Source organism: Bradyrhizobium sp. SPXBL-04 (assembly GCF_051853035.1).
GTDB lineage: Bacteria > Pseudomonadota > Alphaproteobacteria > Rhizobiales > Xanthobacteraceae > Bradyrhizobium > Bradyrhizobium zhanjiangense.
In genome coordinates this window covers 1,632,294-1,652,012 of record NZ_CP182472.1, presented here as the reverse complement: position 1 = coordinate 1,652,012, position 19,719 = coordinate 1,632,294, and the positions used below count along the sequence as shown (strand labels likewise).

The window sequence follows — 19,719 nt, the reverse complement described above, 5'->3', positions numbered from 1 at the left end:
AGATTTGCGCGCGATGGCGGTGGCGCGCGTGCGTTGGCGACAACAATCGTATTGCAGCGAAGCTTTGCGCGTGAGAGAGTGGATGCATGAGGCATCCTCGTTGCACGCGCGGCCGACTTGTTCACAACGTACTGATTCACAACAAGAAGTTAGTGTCAGCATGTTAGTAAAGTTAGAGCGGCCGGAAAGCGCGAAGAAACAAGCTCTTAAGCTCGATTCCGGTCCCTGATAGCACGAGGATCGGGTCCCCGATAGCACGAGGGTTGCGGTCCCCGATAGCACGAGCTGATTCACAGGTTGTCCTCCGAATTTGGAACGAGACCGCGCCGGCGCAAGCGCGCCGTTAAGGGATCGACAGACGTAGGCGCGAAGTTCAGTCGCTCGGTGCCATCAGGATCCCGTGTGAGCACGAGCTGATAGCCGGGCAATGTCTGGCGCTGAACGATCTGACGTACGTCGTAAGCAAAGTGCTTGAGCGGCGAGAGGATGCCGGACTTGGCATGGAGATGCACAAGGTCAAAGCTCCAGCCGCCATCCTGGTGGCCGCCGTGCTTGCGCACGAGGCGGTAAAGCCACCGCTCAAGTCCGCCCGTCAGATCGAAATAGGCGCGGTCGATCGTCAGCACGAGCGCGTCGTCGATGACGCCCGCATAGAACCAATCCGGCAGGATCAGCTCGAGCCCGAATGGGCGGCCATTTGCATCCGCCGTCTCCTTCCACTCGTTTATCCAGGAGAAGCGATGCCGTCGTCGTTCCGTCGGCTGGCGGATCGACGTCAGCACCGTCGTTGACTGAAGTCTGTCGAGGCCCGCCTTCAGACGGTCATAGTCGCGTGCGCTGGTGCCGCGGCCGACGAACGTCAGAATTTCGTATGGCGTTGCAGCCATCAGACGCGATGTCTTCAGGCCGGCATCCCGAGCTTCGACGATCTGAGACGCGGCCCAGATCAGAACGTCTGCATCCCAAATGGTCGCCATGCCGTGTTCCGGAACAGCTTCGACACGAATTGAGATCGCACCTGCGCGGAAATCGATCGGCACAATTCGCTTCGTTTTTGCGAGCGAGAAGAACGGATAGGCCATCAGATCCTGCGCATCTCGCGGCGCGAGATCGCCGGGCAGCGCCCGAAAGAGCTCAAGCTGGCCGCGCTCGGAATGGTGTTTGCGCCGCATAGTCACTGCTCTCACGCGGCTATCAGCGACGTTCCTGACCTGCATAGGGACGCAGGGCCGGATGCTTCTTGGCGGGCAGCACGGTCCCCTTGCCGGGATCGGATGTCGAGGTCTTGGCGCCGCGGTCGGCCCACGCTTTCAGGTCATCGACGGCGTAGACAACACGTCCGCCAATCTTTCGATATGTTGGTCCGGTGCCGTACGTGCGGTGCTTCTCCAGCGTGCGACCGGACAGGCCAAGGTAACGCGCTGCCTCCGGGGTACGCAGGAAGCGCGGGGGTAGACCGGCCATCGGATCGGGCATTTGGGGACTCCAGGATGACAGCGCACCACGGATGGCGGCGCCAGCGTGTGTGCGGTCATCATGGAGGAGCAGGTTCTCGGACGGGGATGCCGAATATGGAGGGAGCGGTTTTCGGCACCCTTGGGAACGACGCTACACATCCCCCGCCCGGGCCGCAGAATTTTGCGGTAACCACCGCGCATCAACGCGAGGCCGGCTTGCACCAGGCAGATCCTTCGATTACGCAGATCGTGGGTCTTCCAGGCGCGATCTGGGACGCGTTTCTTCCCGAACAGTACTTCGGCGATGACGCGATAGCTTGCGCGCGCCATGCGCGTCGAGCGCACGGATCGCAGCCCTCAAGCGGTCGCGCCGCTGTTTCGACAGTTGATGAAATCCAGGACCTGGCGCGCGTCCATTCATCGCGCGCCACAGCCGGCGCGCTGCATGCGCCCGCGCGTCGAAATCGCTGTCAAATGGCAGCTCGGCCGCATATGACGCGCCGAGCACCGGCGGCTCTCTGGACCAGACACGGTGATCTACCGCGCCGATGCGCAGCATGGCATGCCAGCCGTCGACAGCGCGGCGCACCTGGCCGGCTGCAAGGTTGGGCAGCGGTTTAGACGTCAAACTGCCATCGACGGTCGAGGCGACTGTGACAGGAATGACCGCTGCCAGAACCTCGGGCGCCCAAAAGATCGTCTGCTCGTCGAAAGACCTCTGCGGGTCATGGGCGAAAGCAGATGCTCCACCTCCTCCTGAATTCTGGTGTCACTTCGCCATCGGGGCTGCTGGCGATCATCGCCTCAAAGTCGCGTCGAAAGTCCGCGTTGCGGCGAAGACATTCCCAAGCGATGTCGGTGATTTCGGCGTCTTGTAGGGTCTTGTAGGATTCCGGCGACCGCCAGTTGAATTCAGGCACTGCTTCCGCCCCATTGCACGCAGCTAAAAGGATTGCGGCGCAATAGGTATGAACGAGGCGGTTGTAGGAAGCCCCTACTTCATTTGGCGCGAACAAGGTGACTCTGAGATGCGCTCCGCGCAGCAGAAGCGAACTTACATGGCGACATGCTGTTCGTCATAGTCCGTCAACGTCGGCTCGTTCGGCGCACTGTCAGCTACGTCTGGATCTAGCGATGGCTTCTGCATCATACCCGCTTTTAGGACGCCTATAAGCTACGCCATGATTTGATCGCCATCCAGACCTCCGTTGCCCGTTGGAATCCTGGATATTCGTTCGGTAGACTCGGCGGCCGAGCTCGGTCGCGCACGTAGCGTCGTCACAGTCAATAGCATGTTCGGATCGAATAGGAATGATGGTTCCTAGACGCGTCAGTTCTCATTTCGCCATGGATCTCAAAGAGATCATGGCTGTGAATCTGCGTCGGAAACGCCACGATCTACAAATCACGCAGGAGGAACTGGCCGAGCGCGCGGGTTTTAGCGCCCGGTACGTCGGCGCCATCGAACGCGGTGATGTATCCGCGTGCGTGACCGTGCTCGGGCAAATTGCCGAAGCATTGGGGGTGGAACCGGGGGACCTACTCAAAAATGCTGCGCGGCTTAGCAAATCGTAAGCCGCCTTAGGCCAGCCGCGAAGCACCCCGCCCGGCGGACCGGACGGGGCTTGGTGGGGCGCTCTTACTCGCCGTTCTTGCGCGGCCGCGACCACAGGAGGGTGTAGCCTTCACCGCCCTCGTCATCGAACAGGTTCGCGTAGATTGGAGCGTTGAAGGAAGGATCGTCGAGTTTGAGCGAGAGGTAGTCGCGGCCCTCCTCGGAGCGCTTCGACCAGGCGGCGCCGATCTCGGCTCGGCCCACGTAGATGCGGTGGCTGGGGGCGTTGTCGTTGGAGCGGTTCGTCTCGGCGACGATACGGACGCCCTTAGCTTGCAGGCTCAGGGTGACGATCTCGCCCTGAAAATCATTGCCGACCTTCTTGAAGGAACCGATGTTAGCCATGTCACTTCTCCTGTTGTGTTTCGAGCCCGCGACCACCGCGGCCTCGATGGCGATCTGCAGGCCGAAGACGATCGGCGACGCACCCGCTCGCGGGCCGGAGCGCAGCGGAGGACGCCGTTGTGGCGACTTTCTTGCCTCGCGAGGAATGGGCGAAGCCCAGGGGAAGAAAGTCGCATCAACGGCGTTGCGGCTCAGACGATCGAGGCGAAGCCGGTCTTTGGCCAGATCAAGCCATCAATGAGGCCACGTGCGTCGCGTGCTGGACCGCAATCTTAAGGAGAAGACATGGCTTATCTCGGTTTTGCTGAACAAGAGGTCGGAACGATTCAGAGCAGAAAGAGAAACAATCTGCTGCAAAGGGCGGTATCGTCTCCCAAGAACGGATCGAGGCAACACCGCTCCGCCGCGGCTGCGTGGGCCAGACCGAAATGCCGGCGGCTTGATCGAGGAGCTCCGAGGAGGACTGCCTCTCCCGCCCTCAGGTCTCGATCATCCCCGTTCATCGCGCCGATCTACGCGAACCTATTCGACGATGAAGGCGGTAAACGGTCATCCCTCGGGCCTTCCGGCCGTAAGAACTGGTTAGGACGGGCTCTCCACCACCCTACCCGGTTCGAACGGGCGGGTCTCGGCCAGAACGATCAAGCGCGTCCATGACGTGACGCCAATGCAAACCGCGCCCAGGCAAGCGAAGACCTCACGCCAAGCCAACGAAGGCACCCCGATCTGGGACACGGCGAACACCACATGATAGCCGGCAACGGCGGCGGGAATCGCAAATGCTGTCGCGATCGCGATGCGCAAAGCCAAGGATCGGGCAATTGCGACCGCGACTTGGCCGAGGACGAGCGTCAGCGCACCGCCGGCCGTCGCGATAAGCAGCGCACCAATGAGGCTGGCGCCGCTCTGAAACGCCGTCATCCCGATACTCAGGGCGACGAAAAACGGCAACGCATACACAGCGAGCGCAAAGATCGCCCAGCAGAACAAGCCGATTCCGAGTGTGTTGAGAACAAGCCCAAGGGCGAGCATGGTGGTGGCTCCATGTGCATAAATCTACCGGACGCGCCTTCCACCACCACCACGGCGCAACTCTGAACGTGAGACCGAAACGAGGCGGAGTTGCGGCGCATGCAATCCGCTTTGATCTGGACGCGAGAAGACGGCGCTCACGCACCGTCGAACTTCCAGACAGGAATGCCGAGGCGCTTCGCCTTGTCGGCGAGGTTGTCCTGGATTCCCGTGCCCGGGAAATGCATGACGCCGATCGGCAGGAGTTCGAGCATGACGTCGTTGCGCTTGAATGGGGCCGCCTTGGCGTGCTTCGTCCAGTCGGGCTTGAAGGCGATCTGAGGCACTTTGCGATTGGTCGCCCATTTGGAGGCGATAAGCTCCGCACCTTTGGGCGAGCCGCCATGGAGCAGGACCATGTCGGGATGCTTGGCGTAGACCTTGTCGAGGCGGTCCCAGATGAGGTGGTGGTCATTGAAGTCGAGCCCGCCGGTAAGTGCGATCTTCGGTCCTGGCGGCAACAAGACCTCGGTTTCAGCGCGACGCTTGGCTTCGATGAAGTCGCGGGAGTCGATCATTGCTGCGGTCAGTGTGCGGTGGTTCACGAGCGATCCTGATCGAGGGCGCCAGGACGATCCGGTGTGAGTCTCAAAGCGCTCGATGGCCTGGTCGCGGAAGAGCTCAAGGCAGTTGCGGCGCTCGATCAAAGTGATGCCTTCGGCCGCCAAGCGCTCGAGTTCGACCGATCGTACCTCGGAGCCATTCTGCTCACGCTGGCTCTTTTGCTGCGCCTGTTCGTTGTCGTCGAGATGGCGTTCGATGCGGTCGACGGCGCGATGGAACAGGTTGACGGTCGACCACAGCAGATCGCCCAGGTCCGGCTCGAGCCGCGTGTCGCTCAGTGTCGCAACCAGGGCGTCGAAGATGTCGGCGACGGCGCCAGCGATCATCTTGCCCTCGGGAAGCGGCCGTGGGTCAGGCTGGTCGTCGAAGGGACGGTAGCCGAAGAGCTGTAGTTCGGTGAGGACGTGGTCAGTTGGAGAAGAGGCGTGCGGCGGTTCAACCTCGTCGTGATCGGTCATTGGAGGGACCCTTTGCCGGATCGGCCGCGCCCATCGCGGCCTTCGTGGCGATCACTCAGACGGCGGGCGGAGCGGGCCAGAACCCGCAAGGGCCGAAGCGGCAGCGGAGGATGGCGGAGGCCGGCTATTTTGCTTCGCGATGCAAAGCGCGCCGGTTTGATGGCTGTTGTGTCTGCTTATCGCCGGCGCGCGGCGGAAAATAGCCGGGCGTAGCCATTGCCGGCCCGGGCCGCTTGCCGTCCGATCGCCCTCTAGAAGGCCGAGGTCGCGTCCTCTTCCGGCAGTGGCCTCGCTATGACCGACCGATCAACGTCGAAGCACCGCTATTCTGCGGCTACGGTCGACGCATGCATGAAGCGAACGACGTCCTCTGGTACGAGTTGAAGCCGCAACGCTGCTCGCAGGAAATGGAGACCGAAGATGTGCAGGTCTTCGTTGAAATCGCCCAGCCGGGGCGACAATGTGATCGCTTCAATGCCGGCTTCTTGCGCGCGCTGGGTGAGAGTAGCCTGCACGGCATCTCCAGCGGCATCTGCGTCGCGGGCGATATAGAGCCGACGCAGGCTAGACGGCAGCAACATGGCTGAGAGGTGATTGGCTGAGAGCGCCGCCGCCATAGGCAGAGTCGGCAGCACGTAACGCAACGAAAGCATGGTCTCGATCCCCTCGCCGGCGGCGAGCACGTCGTCCGCCACGCCGAAGCGAACGGCGTTGCCGCGCAGGTCGCCCATGGCACGTCGTGGCGTGTCGATCGGAGCCTTGCCGAGAAGAATGCGATCAAAGCCGTCTGGATCGAGCCAGGTTCGGTGCACTCCGGTGATCCGCCCCTCGAGGTCCGTGACGCAGGCAATCATCGCCGGCCAAGTCTCTGTCGGCGAGTGTTCATCCGGTCGATAGTAGCAACGAGGATGGAAGCGCAGGCTGCCACCATGGTGGACAAGGGCTATTCCGCGACGCTGCAAATACGTTTCGACCACCGTCCCCTCGATTGCGCTGGATATCGCAAAGAGCCGACGGGCGGCTTCCTGCGATCCAGCCGGCGCCATCGAACGAAGGGGTTCTGCGACCGGCTGGGGCTCATGACGAGGCAGTTTCAGAAACCGCCTCGCTTCCTCGGCGGCCTCGCTGAAGTCGTGCAAACCCCGGCATTCGCGGATGATGTCGAGGAGGTCGCCATGCTCGCCGGTCGCAGCGTCAGTCCATTTGCCGGCGGGGCCCTTAGGTGATTCCTGGAGCCGCACGAACATCGAGCGGCCCGGCGTGTTGCGGACGTCTCCGACCACCCAGTACCGGCCCGCCCGCTTGCCATTGGAGAGATAGTATCGGCACACTGCCTCGGCCTCGCGCGCGAGGCGGCGTGCCAACTCGGAGGCGTCGTGGGACATCACGCGGCCTCCCGCTCACTGACGCGCGCGACCGGATAGGTGTCGAGTACCTTTGTCAGGACCCCGACGCCGCTTTCGTCCGTGGGCACGAACATCCGCAGCTTCCAGGAGATGATCTCGCCAAAGAGGCCGTAAGCACGGAGCCGATCGCGCATCGTGTCGTTGAATCCCGACAGCTCGATGCGGCAAGCGCCCATCACCCGGACGCGTCGAAGCTGGAGTCCGTCCGCGAGGTCGAGGACAGCGCGTCCCTCCATTACCGCTGCAAAGGCAGCGTCCGGCGACAGCGTGGGCGCGTCCGCCGAGATGGCGTTTGCGACCCACGCGGCAGAAACCTTGCGCCCGATGATGCGTTCGCCCGCATCGGTCTGGAGCCGATAGACGCGGGTCGATTCGTTCGGCAGCCGCTTCCAGATGGGTAGCAGCAGTCCCGCAACGACGTGTATCGTGCTTTCCGTGAACTCCGGCACCTCGGCAATCTCCGCCAGCCAGGCAGCGGCAAAGCGCTCGCGATCCGCTTCAACCCAATGGCTCTCCACCATCATGTTCAAGGGGACCTGGTGCTGCTCCATCGGTCGGATCAGGCGGACGCGGCTCTCGATCTCGCCGTCGTCGAGCATGATGCTCGAGGCCGGGACCTGCACGGCCGCCCTGCCCGAGCGCTCGTTGATCAGCAGGACAGCATGGGCTGAAAGACGAGTCAGAGCGTCATCCAAACCAACAGGATGGTTACGCTGGCGCTGGATGATTGTGAGCAGCCGGGTCTCGGCGCTGGTGCCCGGATGGACATAGATCGTCCGCCGGTCGGTGACGACAAAGCTTTCGGCGCGGAGCGTTTCCAGCCCGAGGTCGTAGGTGCCCGACGCGACAGCACCCTCGATCCGAGCGGTCAAGAGCTGCTCGAAGGCAGTGAACAGGACATTCTGCAGGTCGATGGTGAGCGCCAATAACCTGTTCAGGAAGGTCGTGATCGGCGGCAGGTCATCCCTAAGGCCATTGATATCCGTCAGTTTCAGGCCGGTCGCATCCTCGAACCTCTCGAGCGAGCAACCTTCGACCTTGCCTCGGACGAGCAACGTGTAGAGTTGACGCAACGCATCGCGCCCGTACTGACTTTCGAGATTGTCCTCCGGCCGGAATAGACCCTGCCCTCCGGTCTGGCGCTGGCCGCGCGTGATGGCCCCCAACGTGTCGAGCCGGCGGGCAATGGTGCTGAGAAATCGCTTTTCGGCCTTCACGTCGGTCGCGATCGGGCGAAACAGCGGCGGCTGCGCCTGATTGGTCCGGTTGGTTCGACCGAGACCCTGGATCGCAGCATCCGCCTTCCAGCCGGGTTCGAGCAGGTAATGAACCCGCAAGCGGCGATTCCGGACCGACAACTCGGCGTGATAGCTCCTCCCCGTGCCGCCCGCGTCGGAGAACACGAGGATGCGCTTGACGTCGTCCATGAAGGCCGATGTCTCAGCGAGATTGGCCGAACCGGCGCGGTTTTCGACCACCAACCGGTCGCCCTTGCGGATGACGCGGCGCGAGCGGCCAGTCACTTCGGCGACCATGTCGGTGCCGAAGCGCTGCACGATTTGATCCAGAGCGCCGGGTACCGGAGGCAGCGAGGCGAGTTTCTCGATGAGGCGGCCGCGTCGTGCAACGGCTTCCCGGCTCTCAACCGGCTGGCCATCACGATAGACAGGCCGAGAGCAGAGGTTGCCCTCCGAGTCTGTAAAGGGCTCGTAGAGCTGAACCGGGAAGGAATGGGCGAGATAGTCGAGCACATATTCGCGCGGGGTGATGTCGACCTGGACATCGCCCCAGTCTTCGGTGGGGATCTCGGCAAGCCGACGCTCCATCAGCGCTTCGCCCGTTGAGACAATCTGGATGACAGCGGCATGGCCGGCGTCGAGATCGCGGTCGATCGATCGGATGAGCGACGGCGTCTTCATCGAGGTCAGGAGATGACCGAAGAAGCGCTGTTTGGCGCTCTCGAAGGCGGATCGGGCCGCGGATTTTGCCTGCCCGTTCAGCGTTCCGGTTTCGCCGGTGATGTTGGCTGCCCGCATCGCCGCGTCGAGGTTGTTATGGATGATGCTGAACGCATCTGCATAGGCGTCGTAGATGCGAACCTGTTCCGGCGTAAGCTGGTGCTCGACGAGTTCGTACTCGACGCCCTCATAGGACAATGAGCGGGCGGCATAGAGACCGAGCGCCTTGAGGTCGCGCGCCAGCACCTCCATCGCCGCGACTCCCCCCTCCTCGATTGCCTCGATGAACTCGGCGCGCGTGGCGAATGGGAAGTCGGCCCCGCCCCAAAGGCCGAGGCGTTGGGCATAAGCGAGGTTGTGGACCGTGGTTGCGCCCGTCGCCGATACGTAAACCACGCGAGCATTGGGCAAGGCGTGCTGGAGCCTCAGGCCTGCGCGCCCCTGCTGCGAGATCGCCTGGTCGCCGCGCTCGCCCTTGCCCGCGACCGCATTCTGCATGGCATGGCTCTCGTCGAAGACGATCACTCCGTCGAAGTCGGAGCCCAACCATTCAACGATCTGCCCGACACGCGAAAGCTTCTCGCCGCGCTCGTCGGTGCGTAGCGTGGCGTAGGTGGCAAAAAGGATGCCTTCCGAAAGCCGGATCGGCGTGCCCTGGCGAAATCGAGACAGGGGCGTGACGAGCAGTCGCTCCATGCCAAGCGCGGACCAGTCGCGCTGGGCATCTTCGATCAGCTTGTCGGATTTGCTGATCCAGACCGCACGGCGGCGGCCCTTGAGCCAATTGTCGAGCAGGATCCCGGCGACCTGCCGCCCCTTACCCGCGCCAGTACCATCGCCGAGAAACCAGCCGCGGCGAAAACGGACGGCATTCTCTGCATCGTCACGCGCGGCGGCCACAACATCAAAGGTCGCATCGACCATCCAGGAGCCTGCAAGAAATTCGGAATGCGCCTCGCCGGCATAAATGATGCTCTCGATCTGAGCGTCCGACAGAACTCCGTCTGCCACCAGACTTGGAGCCAGATGCGGACGCTGGGACGGCTTCGGCGGCGCAACGGATGCCATCGCCGCCGACTGCACGAGCTTGGTCGGATGTGCGCATGATCCGGGAATACGGATCGACTGCAATCCATACTCCTCGTAAAGCGCATCGGTGAGCCGGGTGCCTTCCGGCGGCGACCATTCGATCGTCTCATACGTAAGTTCCACACCTTCTGGCGCGCTCCCCGAAGTGGACGAGGGGCTTGGTGCAATGGGGCCGGCCGATCGGGAGATTGCAGGGCGCCTAATGACGTCGGCTACGACGGGCGCAGCGACGGACAACCGCGGAGGCACATGCTGATTGATCCACTCGAGCAAGGTGGCGACATCGCCGGCCATGCCTTGCGAGGTGGGAAATGCCTTCGGATCGGCGGCGGGCAACTTATCAATTACGAGCAGCCGCGTGTCAGTCTGAGTGCCGTGCTTGGCGTAGACGGCGCCGTCGATCGCGGTAGAAAACACGACCTGTCCGCGCTCCTGGAGGCGAACGAAGGCCTCTAGCCACGCCGGGTTTTCCGGCGCAAGGCCTGCGCCAACGATGGCAACCAGGCGCCCACCATCGCAAAGGCGCGCGAGCGCTGAAGCGATGTGCCGGAAAGCGGCGTCTGCCATCCGTCGATCGACGTTCGCCACCGCGGAGAACGGCGGGTTCATCAGAACGACGCTCGGTACTACACTCGCATCAAGGTGATCATCGATCTGCGCGGCGTCGAACCGCGTGACCTCAACGTTGGCAAACAAATCATCTAGCAGCGCCGCGCGGCCTTCGGCCAGCTCGTTCAACATCAGAGAGCCGCCGGCAAGCTCGGCCAGGATGGCGAGCAAGCCGGTCCCAGCGGATGGCTCCAGAACGCGGTCGGCAGGCGTAATGCCGGCTGCGGTGCATGCGGCCAGCCCAAGCGGGATCGGCGTCGAAAATTGCTGGAGCGCCTGACTGTCCTCGGAGCGCCGCGTATGAGTCGGCAGACAGCTCGCGATTCTCGCGAGCATTGGCAGCATGGCAGCCGTCGAGCCAGCCTTGGCGCGCATGGCCGGACCGAACTTGCGAAGGAAGAGAACGGTTGCCGCCTCGCAAACGTCATAGGCGGTCTTCCAATTCCAGGCGCCGGCCGCGTCCGAGGCGCCGAAGGCCGCTTCCATGGCGCTACGCAGGACGGCGGCATCGATGCGCCGGCCGCGTTCGAGATCAGTCAAGAGGTGTCGCGCGGCCCTAACGGCGGCGGAGGTGAGAGTAGCAGCGGCACGCATCGAGAGCGGCGCGGCGGCAGCGCCGCCCGCGAGAGATTCGGTCATGACAGGATTTCTTTCGGAGAGCAGGAACGGGTCGAACCATCAGGCGCTCTCCTCTGACCCCAACGGCTCAAACCCTTCCCGGCCCGACTCTCCCTCTCAGCGCTCGCCAAAAAAATGGGGACCGGCGCTGCACACCGGTCCCCAAGCAGCGCGGGATGGCTGGAGCCATCCCGCTCTATGTCACTCAGCCGCGTCGAGCTGTTGCGGGTCACCGTCGCCGGCGTTCTGCCGATCCTCATCGCCGGCGAGGAATTCGGGCAGCGGGCCCGCTTCGCCCTCCTGCGCCACTGGCGGCGCATCGGGATCGACAAGGCGCAGCGGCTCCGGCAACCAGGCCGAGCCATCGAGTAGACGCTCGGCCTCCTTTGCCATCTCAGCCTTCTTCAGATGGTCGATCAGTTGTGCCGACGGCTCGCCCTTGGCTTCCCGCACCGCCTCCAGAATGCGCGGCTTGGTGACCCTACCGAGATAGTTGTCGACGGTCGGCCGCCAGCCAGCCTGCACCATGTCGAGCCCGATCGCGCGTGCCAGCACATCCGCTTGGTTGAGACGGGTGCGGACACCGTGAGCGGAGACACGGCCCTGATTGTAGCGGTTGGCCGGCTCATAGACGGCATTGACCGCAAATGATGCACAGTGGGCGAACAATGATGCCTGTGCAGCTACCCGCGACCGCGATCACCGTGCGCTGGACGGAAGCGCCCTCTTCTTTACCTTCGGTCGACAACGCACCGGCGTCCTGCCCGACGTCACAATCAGTTGCCGGCACCTCGTCCTCTGGCCGGACGTAACCCCGGTCCACGGAGAGGCGCCCCTCGGAATCGATGCTGATGAAGACACCAGCTCGGGCGATCTCGGTCGGATCGTATTGCATCGGCCGGTTTTCGAATGCCGCCAGTGCCGCCTCGATTTCGCCGAGACGCTGGTCGATTTCGTCGGGCAGCTCGTCGGCATCCTGATAATCGGTTTCCAGCTTGGCTTGCTCGGCGTTGAGGGCATCGATGGTGGCCTGCTCCTCAGGCGAAAGATCGACAGGTTTGCCCTCGATTTTCCGCAGGCCTTGAGTGTGACCGTAGGAGAATTCTACGGAGACTGAGATCCACTGCCAGCCTTCGGCAGCAATGGTCTCAGCCTCGGCGGTGAGTTTTTCGGTCACGAGGCGGTCGAGCAACACGACGTCCTGAAGCCAGCCGCCGTCGTCGTGCTCGAACAAATCCCGCAGAACGCCGCCACCCGCCTGCTGATAGGCGTCGAGGCCCACAAATTGGGCCCGACGATCGGACCCGCGCACGGTGTTCTCGGTCAGCATGCGGCGGATCTGGTATGGCTCGTCATAACCGGAACGGCTGACGTTCTCCCATACTTGCTCCTGGCGGGCGTGATCGGCCGTGACTGAAAACGCCATGAGCTGCTCGAGCGTCATGCCGTCTTCGGCATAGACATCGTGCAACTTCGGCGAGACCGACGCTAGGCGCAGGCGCTGCTTGACGATCGCAGGGTTCACGAAGTGCCGGGCGGCGATGTCTTCCTCGGTCATGCCGAGATCGCGGAGAGTCTGGAAGGCCCGAAACTGATCGAGCGGGTGTAGCGGTTAGGTTATGCGTCAAGTGTCCTGTTAGTTGGATGGCGTTGATTCTTTGATCGTTTCGGCTGCGCCGTGCATTTTAGGTGTATCTTTGGCGCTGAAGCGCAGCCGGTTGTTTTCAACCACGATGGCTTTCTCGACGGAAGCGATAGTCGCCCTTTGATGCGTGCAGTGCTTTGGCGATAGCCTTGTTGATGTCGTCGAGATTGCAGGACTCCGGGTGGAACTTACGGCCAGCCCATTCATGCATGGCTTTGTGTTCTTCATGGTCGGGGTCGAGCCAGGCCTCGAGGAAGTTGGCATAGCCTGAAGGCCCACCAGCGTCTTCGGGAGGTCCTGACCGTGCGGCGGCGATACAGCGAGGATATTGGGCACTCTCCTCGCGCGCGACGCGCTCCAGGCGCAGCAGATGACGCCAATTATCGCCAAAGTCGTATTTGTAGAGGATCGTGAGAGGGCTTTCGCTGGGATCGTGGGGTAAGTGAAGGTCGATCATCCTGACCTCCGTCGCCTCGAAGATGCGGCTGTCGGACAGACCGTCCTCGTCGAACTCTGGAGCTCCGTAGATAAGACCGCCGATATTGAACTGATGCAGATGGCTGTCGGTCCAGCCGAAGGCGGCCTGCAGAACCTCGTGGAGTTGAGCAAGGTTGAGAGTTATTGGCAGTTCGAGGGTGCGGCTGATCTTGGGCTCGATACCGAGGATATGAACGTCGGCGCGCACGATGAAGCTGTCTGGATCGAAGGGGTCGAGCATGCGGCAAACCATGCCGCGCATGATTGTCGCAGGCAATGGGTAGAGCGACAAATATCCTCAGCGAACGCGGCGACACAAACCGGCAATCATAGATGACGTCAGGATTTTGGCCCGCGCGGGAGGGGCACTGGTTTCACGGCGCGATCACGTTCGGCGATCAGGCGGGCATTATGGTGCTTCTGCCGCTCAATCTCCGTTTCGGCTTCGAGGATACGCTTCAGCAGTACGGCATTTTCCGTCACCATGCGCCGCTCTTCGATCTGCAAGACCTGGATCAGAGTGCGCTGCTGGGCGAGTTTGTCTTCCCACGCCGCCAACCTTTCGGGGACGATCTTGCGATCGCAGGCGCGACGCAACTCATCGATCATCGAGCGATGGTTGGTGTAGATGGCGTTACGACCGACACGCGCCTCGCGTGCAAGCGTCGCAATGGTCAGGCGGTAGGTTCGCTTTTGCAGGTCCGGGTGTGTGGGCAGCCCCTTCACCAGGCGCTCCAACGCCTCCCGCAGCTTGCAGTGGGTGTTGCGCAGGCGTTTTTCGGCAGGCGTGAGGGCCGGCATTTTGCCGGTCTTACGCGCCATGGCGGGCATCCTTTCCATGGTCGAGCTCGTCAAGGATGCGATCGCATTCGGCAATCCGCGTCTGAGCGAGTTGCCGGCTGACTGGATCCAGGTCAGGATGGCCGAGAAGATCGGCATTGCGCTCACGGCGGGCCTGCCAGACAGGCCTGTGCTTGGCGGTGACGGCGAAGTTGGCGCAGGTGAGACACGTGCTTTCGGTCCTCAGCACGGGGTTGGGGCCTTTCTCATCGCCGAAGCAGGCGGCCGTTTCGACGCGGTAGACACAATAGCCCCAGTCACAAACACCGAGCCGCAGATCAGTCTCCTCCATCAGGAAGGAGACATAGGCCTGGACATCGCCGTCGCGCGTGCGCCCGCGGAACTGGGAGCGCGCGGCAATCATCCTGCCGCCCTTGCCCGCGAGGGCGGTTGCCGTCAGTACCTCTTCTAGAGCAGCGCGGGTTTCTTCCTGAGCATGCCGGTCAATCAGGTCGTTGAGGGCGAAGTCGGTCCCGACATAGCCGCGATCGGTCATGGCCCGGGTCACATGACCGAAGTGGGCCTGAAGCGCATGCAGGCCAGTGCGGTCGCGCTTGCCGACGAAGCGGGCGAAGGTTTTTCGGCCCTGATGCGTGTTCAGATGCCGGGGCTCGCCCTCGTGGTCCGGCAGACCGATGAACGGCGCAAACTGATCATTCAGCCGCCTTATAATCGTGGAGCCGACGGGGAGGTCAATGCGGGCGGCAGGACCGACCAGCCCGGTACTGGCCATCGTCAGGAAGAGATCGTCTCGTCCGCTTTGGGCTCGCAGGCGGGCGGTCAGCCGCTCCATGACCACGACAGCCCGCTCGACGGGGGCCGGCGCAACCCAGCGATGGGCTTCGCCATCTATGCTACGCGCCGTCTTGTAAATCCGCCCGACGAGATAGGCGAAGCTCTCGCTGCCGTCGCCGGCAGGATGCTGCTGGACACAGCCGATCTGAAGGCCGAGGATCTCCGAGAGACGGGCGCCGACAAGATAGCTGACCACCACAAAGCAGGCGTCGTAAATGCGATCGGCGAGATAGCGCACCTGCTTGGTGCTGGTGACGGGTGCCTCGTGCCAGGCAGTTTCCTCCCCAGGCAGTGTCGCGAAGGTGAACGGCGCGATCGCGTCGGTCACGATGAAGCCGGCCTTCGTCTGGCTGATCCCGCTAGCGAGCGCATGGTCGTAGACGGACTGCGCCTGGGCCTGCAGAGCAATGACGTCGTCGGCCGGGGTCCCGATCAGCCGCAGCGCCGCCGAGACCAGGGGTACAGCGATCGCGTCCGGCGTATAGGGCAGCCAGCCCCGGTCGTGGCGAACGAACCGCGGCGCGATCCCCGGGAATGGATCAGCGATCGCCACTTCCGGGAACTTTGCTCCCTGCAGATAAAGGCGCGTCAGCAGATTGGCGTGGTTTTGCAGCGTCGTGCTCTTCAGCGGCTTGCCCGGTTTGTGGCCCGGACGCTGCGCCATCACCGTCATAAACCGGTCGCAGGCGTCGTGGTCGAGATCGGCAAAGCACCGATATCCCTGCGCCGCCATCCAGCGGATCAGCATCCGCAACCTACTGAAGACGGAGACGATCGTCGATTCATGAGCGTTGCGGTATCCAGGAGGCGGGTCGAGTTTCAGGCTCCACACGAACAGCTTCGCCGCCTCTCGCCAGTCGGCCCATCGCGGATCACTGAACCGACTGTCGTCGGCAAGGACAAAGCCCCAGTCGAGTGAGAAGTCAGCTCGGTTGCTGCCAGGGCGCCGACCGTCGAGATGCCAGACCCGATCCAACCACACCGAGCGTGTCGAGATCCGAAGCGGCGCACGTGCTTCGGCGGGAAGAGGGAACGCCATGGAAGCCGTCATCGCTCACTCCAACGGCGGAAGCGGTGCGAGGGCCAGCATTCGTTGATTGGCATCACCTCGCAGTGTTTGCGGGAAGTCCGGCAGGATGTCGTCGACCAAGATGCGCAGGCTCGGCGCATACAGGAGCTCGAAGCGACGCGGATCAATGCGTTCACGCGCCCGCTCCAGTTCGCCGATCGCCTGAAGGATGCGCGCCATGTGCTCCACATTGATCGGTATGACCAGTCCCGGGCAGCGCAGACATCCGCCGAAGTGCCGGCAGACCCGACCTGCTATCGAGCCTGCTGCTGTGCCCGCGACCGGGTTGAGGCAACCATGACTGAACGGAACCGTCGCATTGCTCGCCAGCGCAATCTGGTCGCGCTGCGCCCGATCCTCGCCGTTCCCCTTCGCGCCGACGATCCAGCCGAGCATCAGCTCCTGCGATCGGGCGATGGTCTCGCGCTGGATGCGGTGCGTCTGCGGCCCCTTGACGTAAAGCTCGGTCGTGTCGGCGCGGGCATGGTTGAGCATATCCTGTGTCGCGACGATGTCGCCGCCAGACGCCTTGTAATATTCGGTGGCGACGCTGCCGCGCAGCAAAACGGCGGCAAAGTCCGGCAAGAGCTGACGTGCGCGCTCCGGTGCAGCCTTGTTCCAGATGGCGATCCGGGCATTGGAGCGTTTGATGAACGGCTTCAGGGCGTGCGCCAAGGTCGCCTCCGCAATCAGCGTGACCGTATTCTTCTTCTCGCTCTTCACCAGGAACAAGCGGTTTCGTTCCTGCCGGCTGGCTTGGGCTACGAGCGGCGCCGTCATCGCCAGCAACCTGTCGATCAGATTCGGCGCCGCGTAGCGGCGACGGCGGTCGAACGATCGCCTTTGCGCGCGCTTCACTTTGGCGCCGGCCCGAGGCTTGGCCCACTCGACGATGATACGATGCTCGTCGAGCGGATGTGCCACCTGGCAATCGCGCGTGATGAGCCGCAGTGCATCCGGATTGCCCGCCGTTTGGATCGCAATGGCGATGAAGAACGCGACGACCGTCTCGCCGGTCAGGTGCATGTAGCCGGCAAGATGACGAAGCCCGCCATGGCGGTTCGCCGCCGATATGTTGATGCCGCTGCGGATCGCTTCCGTGCGCGACGGCAGGACACCGTCACCCACGACTGCAAAGGCCCGGATCAGCTCGCAAAGCTCGGGATCGACGCCATCAACCGGCCCGCGCGCCCCAATGATCTTCCGCCCTGCTTCGAAGCGATCCCATGCCTCGTCGATCTCCTCATAGCACTCGCGCAGGATCGCCTTGAGGTCCCCTCCGCCGAGGCGCGGCCGTGTATCGGCAATGCGGTTCGGCCAGACCCGCCAGGGGAAGTCGATCCGCGACAGCAGCCGGGAGGGATGCCGCCGCTTGGTCCAGTCGATCATCTGGCGAAGCTGCATCAGCACATTTGCTCGCGAGTTCTTTGACCATGGCTTATTCGTCTGCTCCGCGATCTGTCGATCCAGCCATGCGATGTAGCGCCCGACCATGGCAGTGGTCAGATCAGAAGCGGACAAGATCTGGTCGTCCTCGCCCACAAAGCGCGCGAACACCTGCAACGCCATCCAGCAATGGCGCTGCGTCTCCTGGCTTGAGGCGGCATGATGATGGCGGAAGGAATCGGCCAGAAGCATTGCAATGTCCGACGGCAAACCGAGCCTGCCGAGATCGTAGCGTTTCACAACCTCGCCCCAGCCGTCGCGGAAGACGACGATGGTATCGGCTGGCTGATCCAGAACGATCGGCGCCGCAGCCGACAGCCTCCGGTCGATGCGCTCGCGTTTAACGGCCATCGGGGATCAGCTCGCCATAGAGATAGTCGATGCTGTCGGCGAGGTCCCGCGCATTCAGCTCGACGCAGCGCAGGTAGATCGCCGTGCTCTGGATCGAACTGTGCCCCAGCAGAACCTGCACGATCTTCAGCGGGTTCAGATCGGGCGTGGTCGCTGCCTGACGCTGCAATCGCACCAGCATCGTCATCGCAAATGTATGCCTCAGGTAATGCAATGTTCCGGTCACGCCAGCCGCGCGGAACGCCTCGGCAAACACCGCCGTCAATCGCGACTTGCTGACCAGATTTCCCTGAGTGTTGAGGAACAGAGTCGAAGGCGGCCGATAGTCGGGCCTCGCTCGACGCAACGCCCGGACCTGCGGCGTGCGAACCTCGTCGATGTAGCGCTGCGTGCGGTCGACCAAGCGGATCGGCGGGTAGATCGTGCGCGGCTTGTCACCCTTGGTGATCGTCAGCGGAACGCCGACCAGCGGATGATCCTCGTCATCCAGATGCGCTGTCTCCGGGACCTGGAATACAGCTAAGCCACAAAGCTCTTTGCGCCGCAGCCCCGTCGCCAGCGCCCATTCCGCCATCAGGCGATAGGGCATATCCAGATGCGCAAAGACGCGACGCAATTGGTCGACACGCAACGGTCTCGGCAAGCGCTCGTGCTCGGCTACCGTCAGGATGTTCGCCGCCATGGCATCTGGACGCGGATCGACATGCGCCAGGAACGATTGTCGCCGGCCGGTGCCCACCCGCACATCGACGAAGTGGAACGGCAGGCTCTCGATCCAACCGCGGCCTTGCGCCCACGCATAGAACCGACAGACCGTGCGGACCCGATCGTTCACCGTCGAGCGCGCGTAGGGCCGTTTCGTATGCGGGCTCGGCTGCGACAGCATGCGATTGCGCCAGGCCGCAATCTCGGCCTCGCTCACGCTGTGCCAGACGAGATTGGACTGCTCCAGGCTGTCAAACCAGTCGTGAAGATGCTCGCCGTAGGTTCTGACTGTTTCCGCCGCGTGGCTGCGGCCGGGTATCGTGGCCAGCTCCATCAGCCAAGCGAACACGGGCTCGATGATCGCCATCCGTTCCGACACCAAGATCGGAAAGTCCACCGGGATTGCAGCATACCCCATCGCAGCCCTGATGATCCGCACCACGATCTGTCCTCTTTGCTCACGACCTTTCCAAACGGCAAACGACATCCTGAAGGGCGTAAGCCCTTCCATCAGCAACAAAGAGACAGTTTCTCGAGCCAGCTGTTATCTAAGCGGAGCGCCTGCGGCGCCCTCTTCTCTTTGAATGCGAGGGGTTCCCCTCGCGCTCTCCCGTTCGCCACGTGGCAGGGTTGCAGGACTTCGCCTGCAACCATTTGACTAGTTTGTGGTGTCGCCGCCGCGTCAAGCGTTGTCCTCGCTTACGCTGCGGGAACGCTTGACTCGGACGTCTGTGTGCCTCCCTCGAAACGCCCCGCTAAGGTCATCGATTCCCATGACGGACCTAAGACTCTAAGAGGACAGTTGCGACACAGAACCTAACAGACCGACCCGCTCATCGTTCTCCGCCACCGAATCGTCCGGGGCGATGCCCCCTTGACGCACAACGCACGGCACCGCCTGCGTCTTTGACATGCGTTTCTGTTTCACCAGAAGCTTGAGGGCACGATAGCGCCTGCCGCCCGCCGGCACCTCGAACATGCCGGTCTCGTTGCCATCTGCATCAACGACGGCCCGGACACTCAGACTTTGCAGAAGCGTACGCTGCGCGATGCTCTCGGCTAGCTGTTCGATCGAGACACCGGCCTTGACGCGGCGAACGTTCGACTGGCTAAGCACGAGCTTGTTGAACGGAATGTCCCGGGAAGGCGACAGCGTGATCTTTTGTACGGCTTTCGTCATTTTGGCTCTCCACGACGGGCG

The 19,719-nt window shown here is 62.8% G+C and carries 14 protein-coding genes and 3 pseudogenes; 1 reads left to right on the top strand and 16 read right to left on the bottom strand.

The annotated features are described in order from the left end of the window. Nucleotides 1–290: 290 nt before the first annotated feature. The 4 genes and pseudogenes from ACNJX8_RS07780 to ACNJX8_RS07765 all read right to left on the bottom strand — a co-directional run bounded on the left by ACNJX8_RS07780 (nucleotide 291) and on the right by ACNJX8_RS07765 (nucleotide 2,377). Nucleotides 291–1,172 (bottom strand): replication initiator protein A, encoded by an 882-nt coding sequence (locus ACNJX8_RS07780; protein ID WP_439360137.1) that lies wholly within the window; start codon nucleotides 1,170–1,172, stop codon nucleotides 291–293. 22 nt (nucleotides 1,173–1,194) lie between these two features. Further along, nucleotides 1,195–1,476: a helix-turn-helix transcriptional regulator gene (locus ACNJX8_RS07775; protein WP_008561544.1), complete on the bottom strand. Its 282-nt coding sequence runs from the start codon at nucleotides 1,474–1,476 to the stop codon at nucleotides 1,195–1,197. Between the two features lie 164 nt (nucleotides 1,477–1,640). Further along, nucleotides 1,641–2,016: pseudogene (locus ACNJX8_RS07770) on the bottom strand (DUF2285 domain-containing protein); the annotation flags it as partial. 166 nt (nucleotides 2,017–2,182) lie between these two features. Further along, nucleotides 2,183–2,377, bottom strand: a complete 195-nt coding sequence (locus ACNJX8_RS07765) for a transcriptional regulator domain-containing protein (protein ID WP_128941416.1) — start codon at nucleotides 2,375–2,377, stop codon at nucleotides 2,183–2,185. A 427-nt stretch (nucleotides 2,378–2,804) separates the two neighbouring features. Here ACNJX8_RS07765 and ACNJX8_RS07760 point away from each other — a divergent pair, with 427 nt between their 5' ends. Beyond that, the gene (locus ACNJX8_RS07760) at nucleotides 2,805–3,032 is read left to right on the top strand and encodes a helix-turn-helix domain-containing protein (RefSeq protein WP_439361834.1); all 228 of its coding nucleotides are present in this window, start codon (nucleotides 2,805–2,807) and stop codon (nucleotides 3,030–3,032) included. 64 nt (nucleotides 3,033–3,096) lie between these two features. On the opposite strand, the gene ACNJX8_RS07755 is transcribed toward ACNJX8_RS07760, so the two are convergent. The 12 genes and pseudogenes from ACNJX8_RS07755 to ACNJX8_RS07700 all read right to left on the bottom strand — a co-directional run. Beyond that, a complete protein-coding gene (locus ACNJX8_RS07755; protein WP_018454792.1) occupies nucleotides 3,097–3,417 on the bottom strand; it encodes a DUF736 domain-containing protein in 321 nt (106 codons plus the stop codon). Between the two features lie 582 nt (nucleotides 3,418–3,999). Then, nucleotides 4,000–4,449 (bottom strand): hypothetical protein, encoded by a 450-nt coding sequence (locus ACNJX8_RS07750; protein WP_439360136.1) that lies wholly within the window; start codon nucleotides 4,447–4,449, stop codon nucleotides 4,000–4,002. A gap of 137 nt (nucleotides 4,450–4,586) precedes the next feature. After that, a complete protein-coding gene (locus tag ACNJX8_RS07745) occupies nucleotides 4,587–5,510 on the bottom strand; it encodes a DUF2493 domain-containing protein (RefSeq protein WP_439360135.1) in 924 nt (307 codons plus the stop codon). A gap of 323 nt (nucleotides 5,511–5,833) precedes the next feature. After that, nucleotides 5,834–6,895 (bottom strand): DUF7146 domain-containing protein, encoded by a 1,062-nt coding sequence (locus ACNJX8_RS07740; protein WP_439360134.1) that lies wholly within the window; start codon nucleotides 6,893–6,895, stop codon nucleotides 5,834–5,836. Continuing rightward, the gene (locus tag ACNJX8_RS07735) at nucleotides 6,895–11,211 is read right to left on the bottom strand and encodes a strawberry notch-like NTP hydrolase domain-containing protein (protein ID WP_439360133.1); all 4,317 of its coding nucleotides are present in this window, start codon (nucleotides 11,209–11,211) and stop codon (nucleotides 6,895–6,897) included. Before ACNJX8_RS07735 ends, ACNJX8_RS07740 begins: the two co-directional genes overlap by 1 nt. 180 nt (nucleotides 11,212–11,391) lie before the next feature. After that, nucleotides 11,392–12,799 (bottom strand): annotated as a pseudogene (locus ACNJX8_RS07730) (ParB/RepB/Spo0J family partition protein); the annotation flags it as partial. A gap of 115 nt (nucleotides 12,800–12,914) precedes the next feature. After that, nucleotides 12,915–13,565 (bottom strand): plasmid pRiA4b ORF-3 family protein, encoded by a 651-nt coding sequence (locus ACNJX8_RS07725; RefSeq protein ID WP_439361833.1) that lies wholly within the window; start codon nucleotides 13,563–13,565, stop codon nucleotides 12,915–12,917. An 86-nt stretch (nucleotides 13,566–13,651) separates the two neighbouring features. Continuing rightward, complete coding sequence (locus ACNJX8_RS07720) at nucleotides 13,652–14,134, bottom strand: hypothetical protein (protein WP_439360132.1); 483 nt, start codon at nucleotides 14,132–14,134, stop codon at nucleotides 13,652–13,654. Then, nucleotides 14,124–15,998, bottom strand: coding sequence for an integrase (locus ACNJX8_RS07715; RefSeq protein WP_439362068.1), 1,875 nt, complete (start codon nucleotides 15,996–15,998; stop codon nucleotides 14,124–14,126). Before ACNJX8_RS07715 ends, ACNJX8_RS07720 begins: the two co-directional genes overlap by 11 nt. Before the next feature lie 3 nt (nucleotides 15,999–16,001). Beyond that, on the bottom strand, nucleotides 16,002–17,813 hold the full coding sequence (locus ACNJX8_RS07710) for a phage integrase SAM-like domain-containing protein (RefSeq protein ID WP_439360131.1): 1,812 nt from the start codon (nucleotides 17,811–17,813) through the stop codon (nucleotides 16,002–16,004). Continuing rightward, nucleotides 17,803–18,960 carry a tyrosine-type recombinase/integrase gene (locus tag ACNJX8_RS07705; protein WP_439360130.1) on the bottom strand — a complete coding sequence of 386 codons (1,158 nt, stop codon included), beginning with the start codon at nucleotides 18,958–18,960 and terminating at the stop codon, nucleotides 17,803–17,805. The genes ACNJX8_RS07710 and ACNJX8_RS07705 overlap by 11 nt, the downstream gene beginning before the upstream one ends. A gap of 378 nt (nucleotides 18,961–19,338) precedes the next feature. Next, nucleotides 19,339–19,698, bottom strand: a pseudogene (locus ACNJX8_RS07700) (ParB/Srx family N-terminal domain-containing protein); the annotation flags it as partial. Between the last annotated feature and the right edge of the window lie 21 nt (nucleotides 19,699–19,719).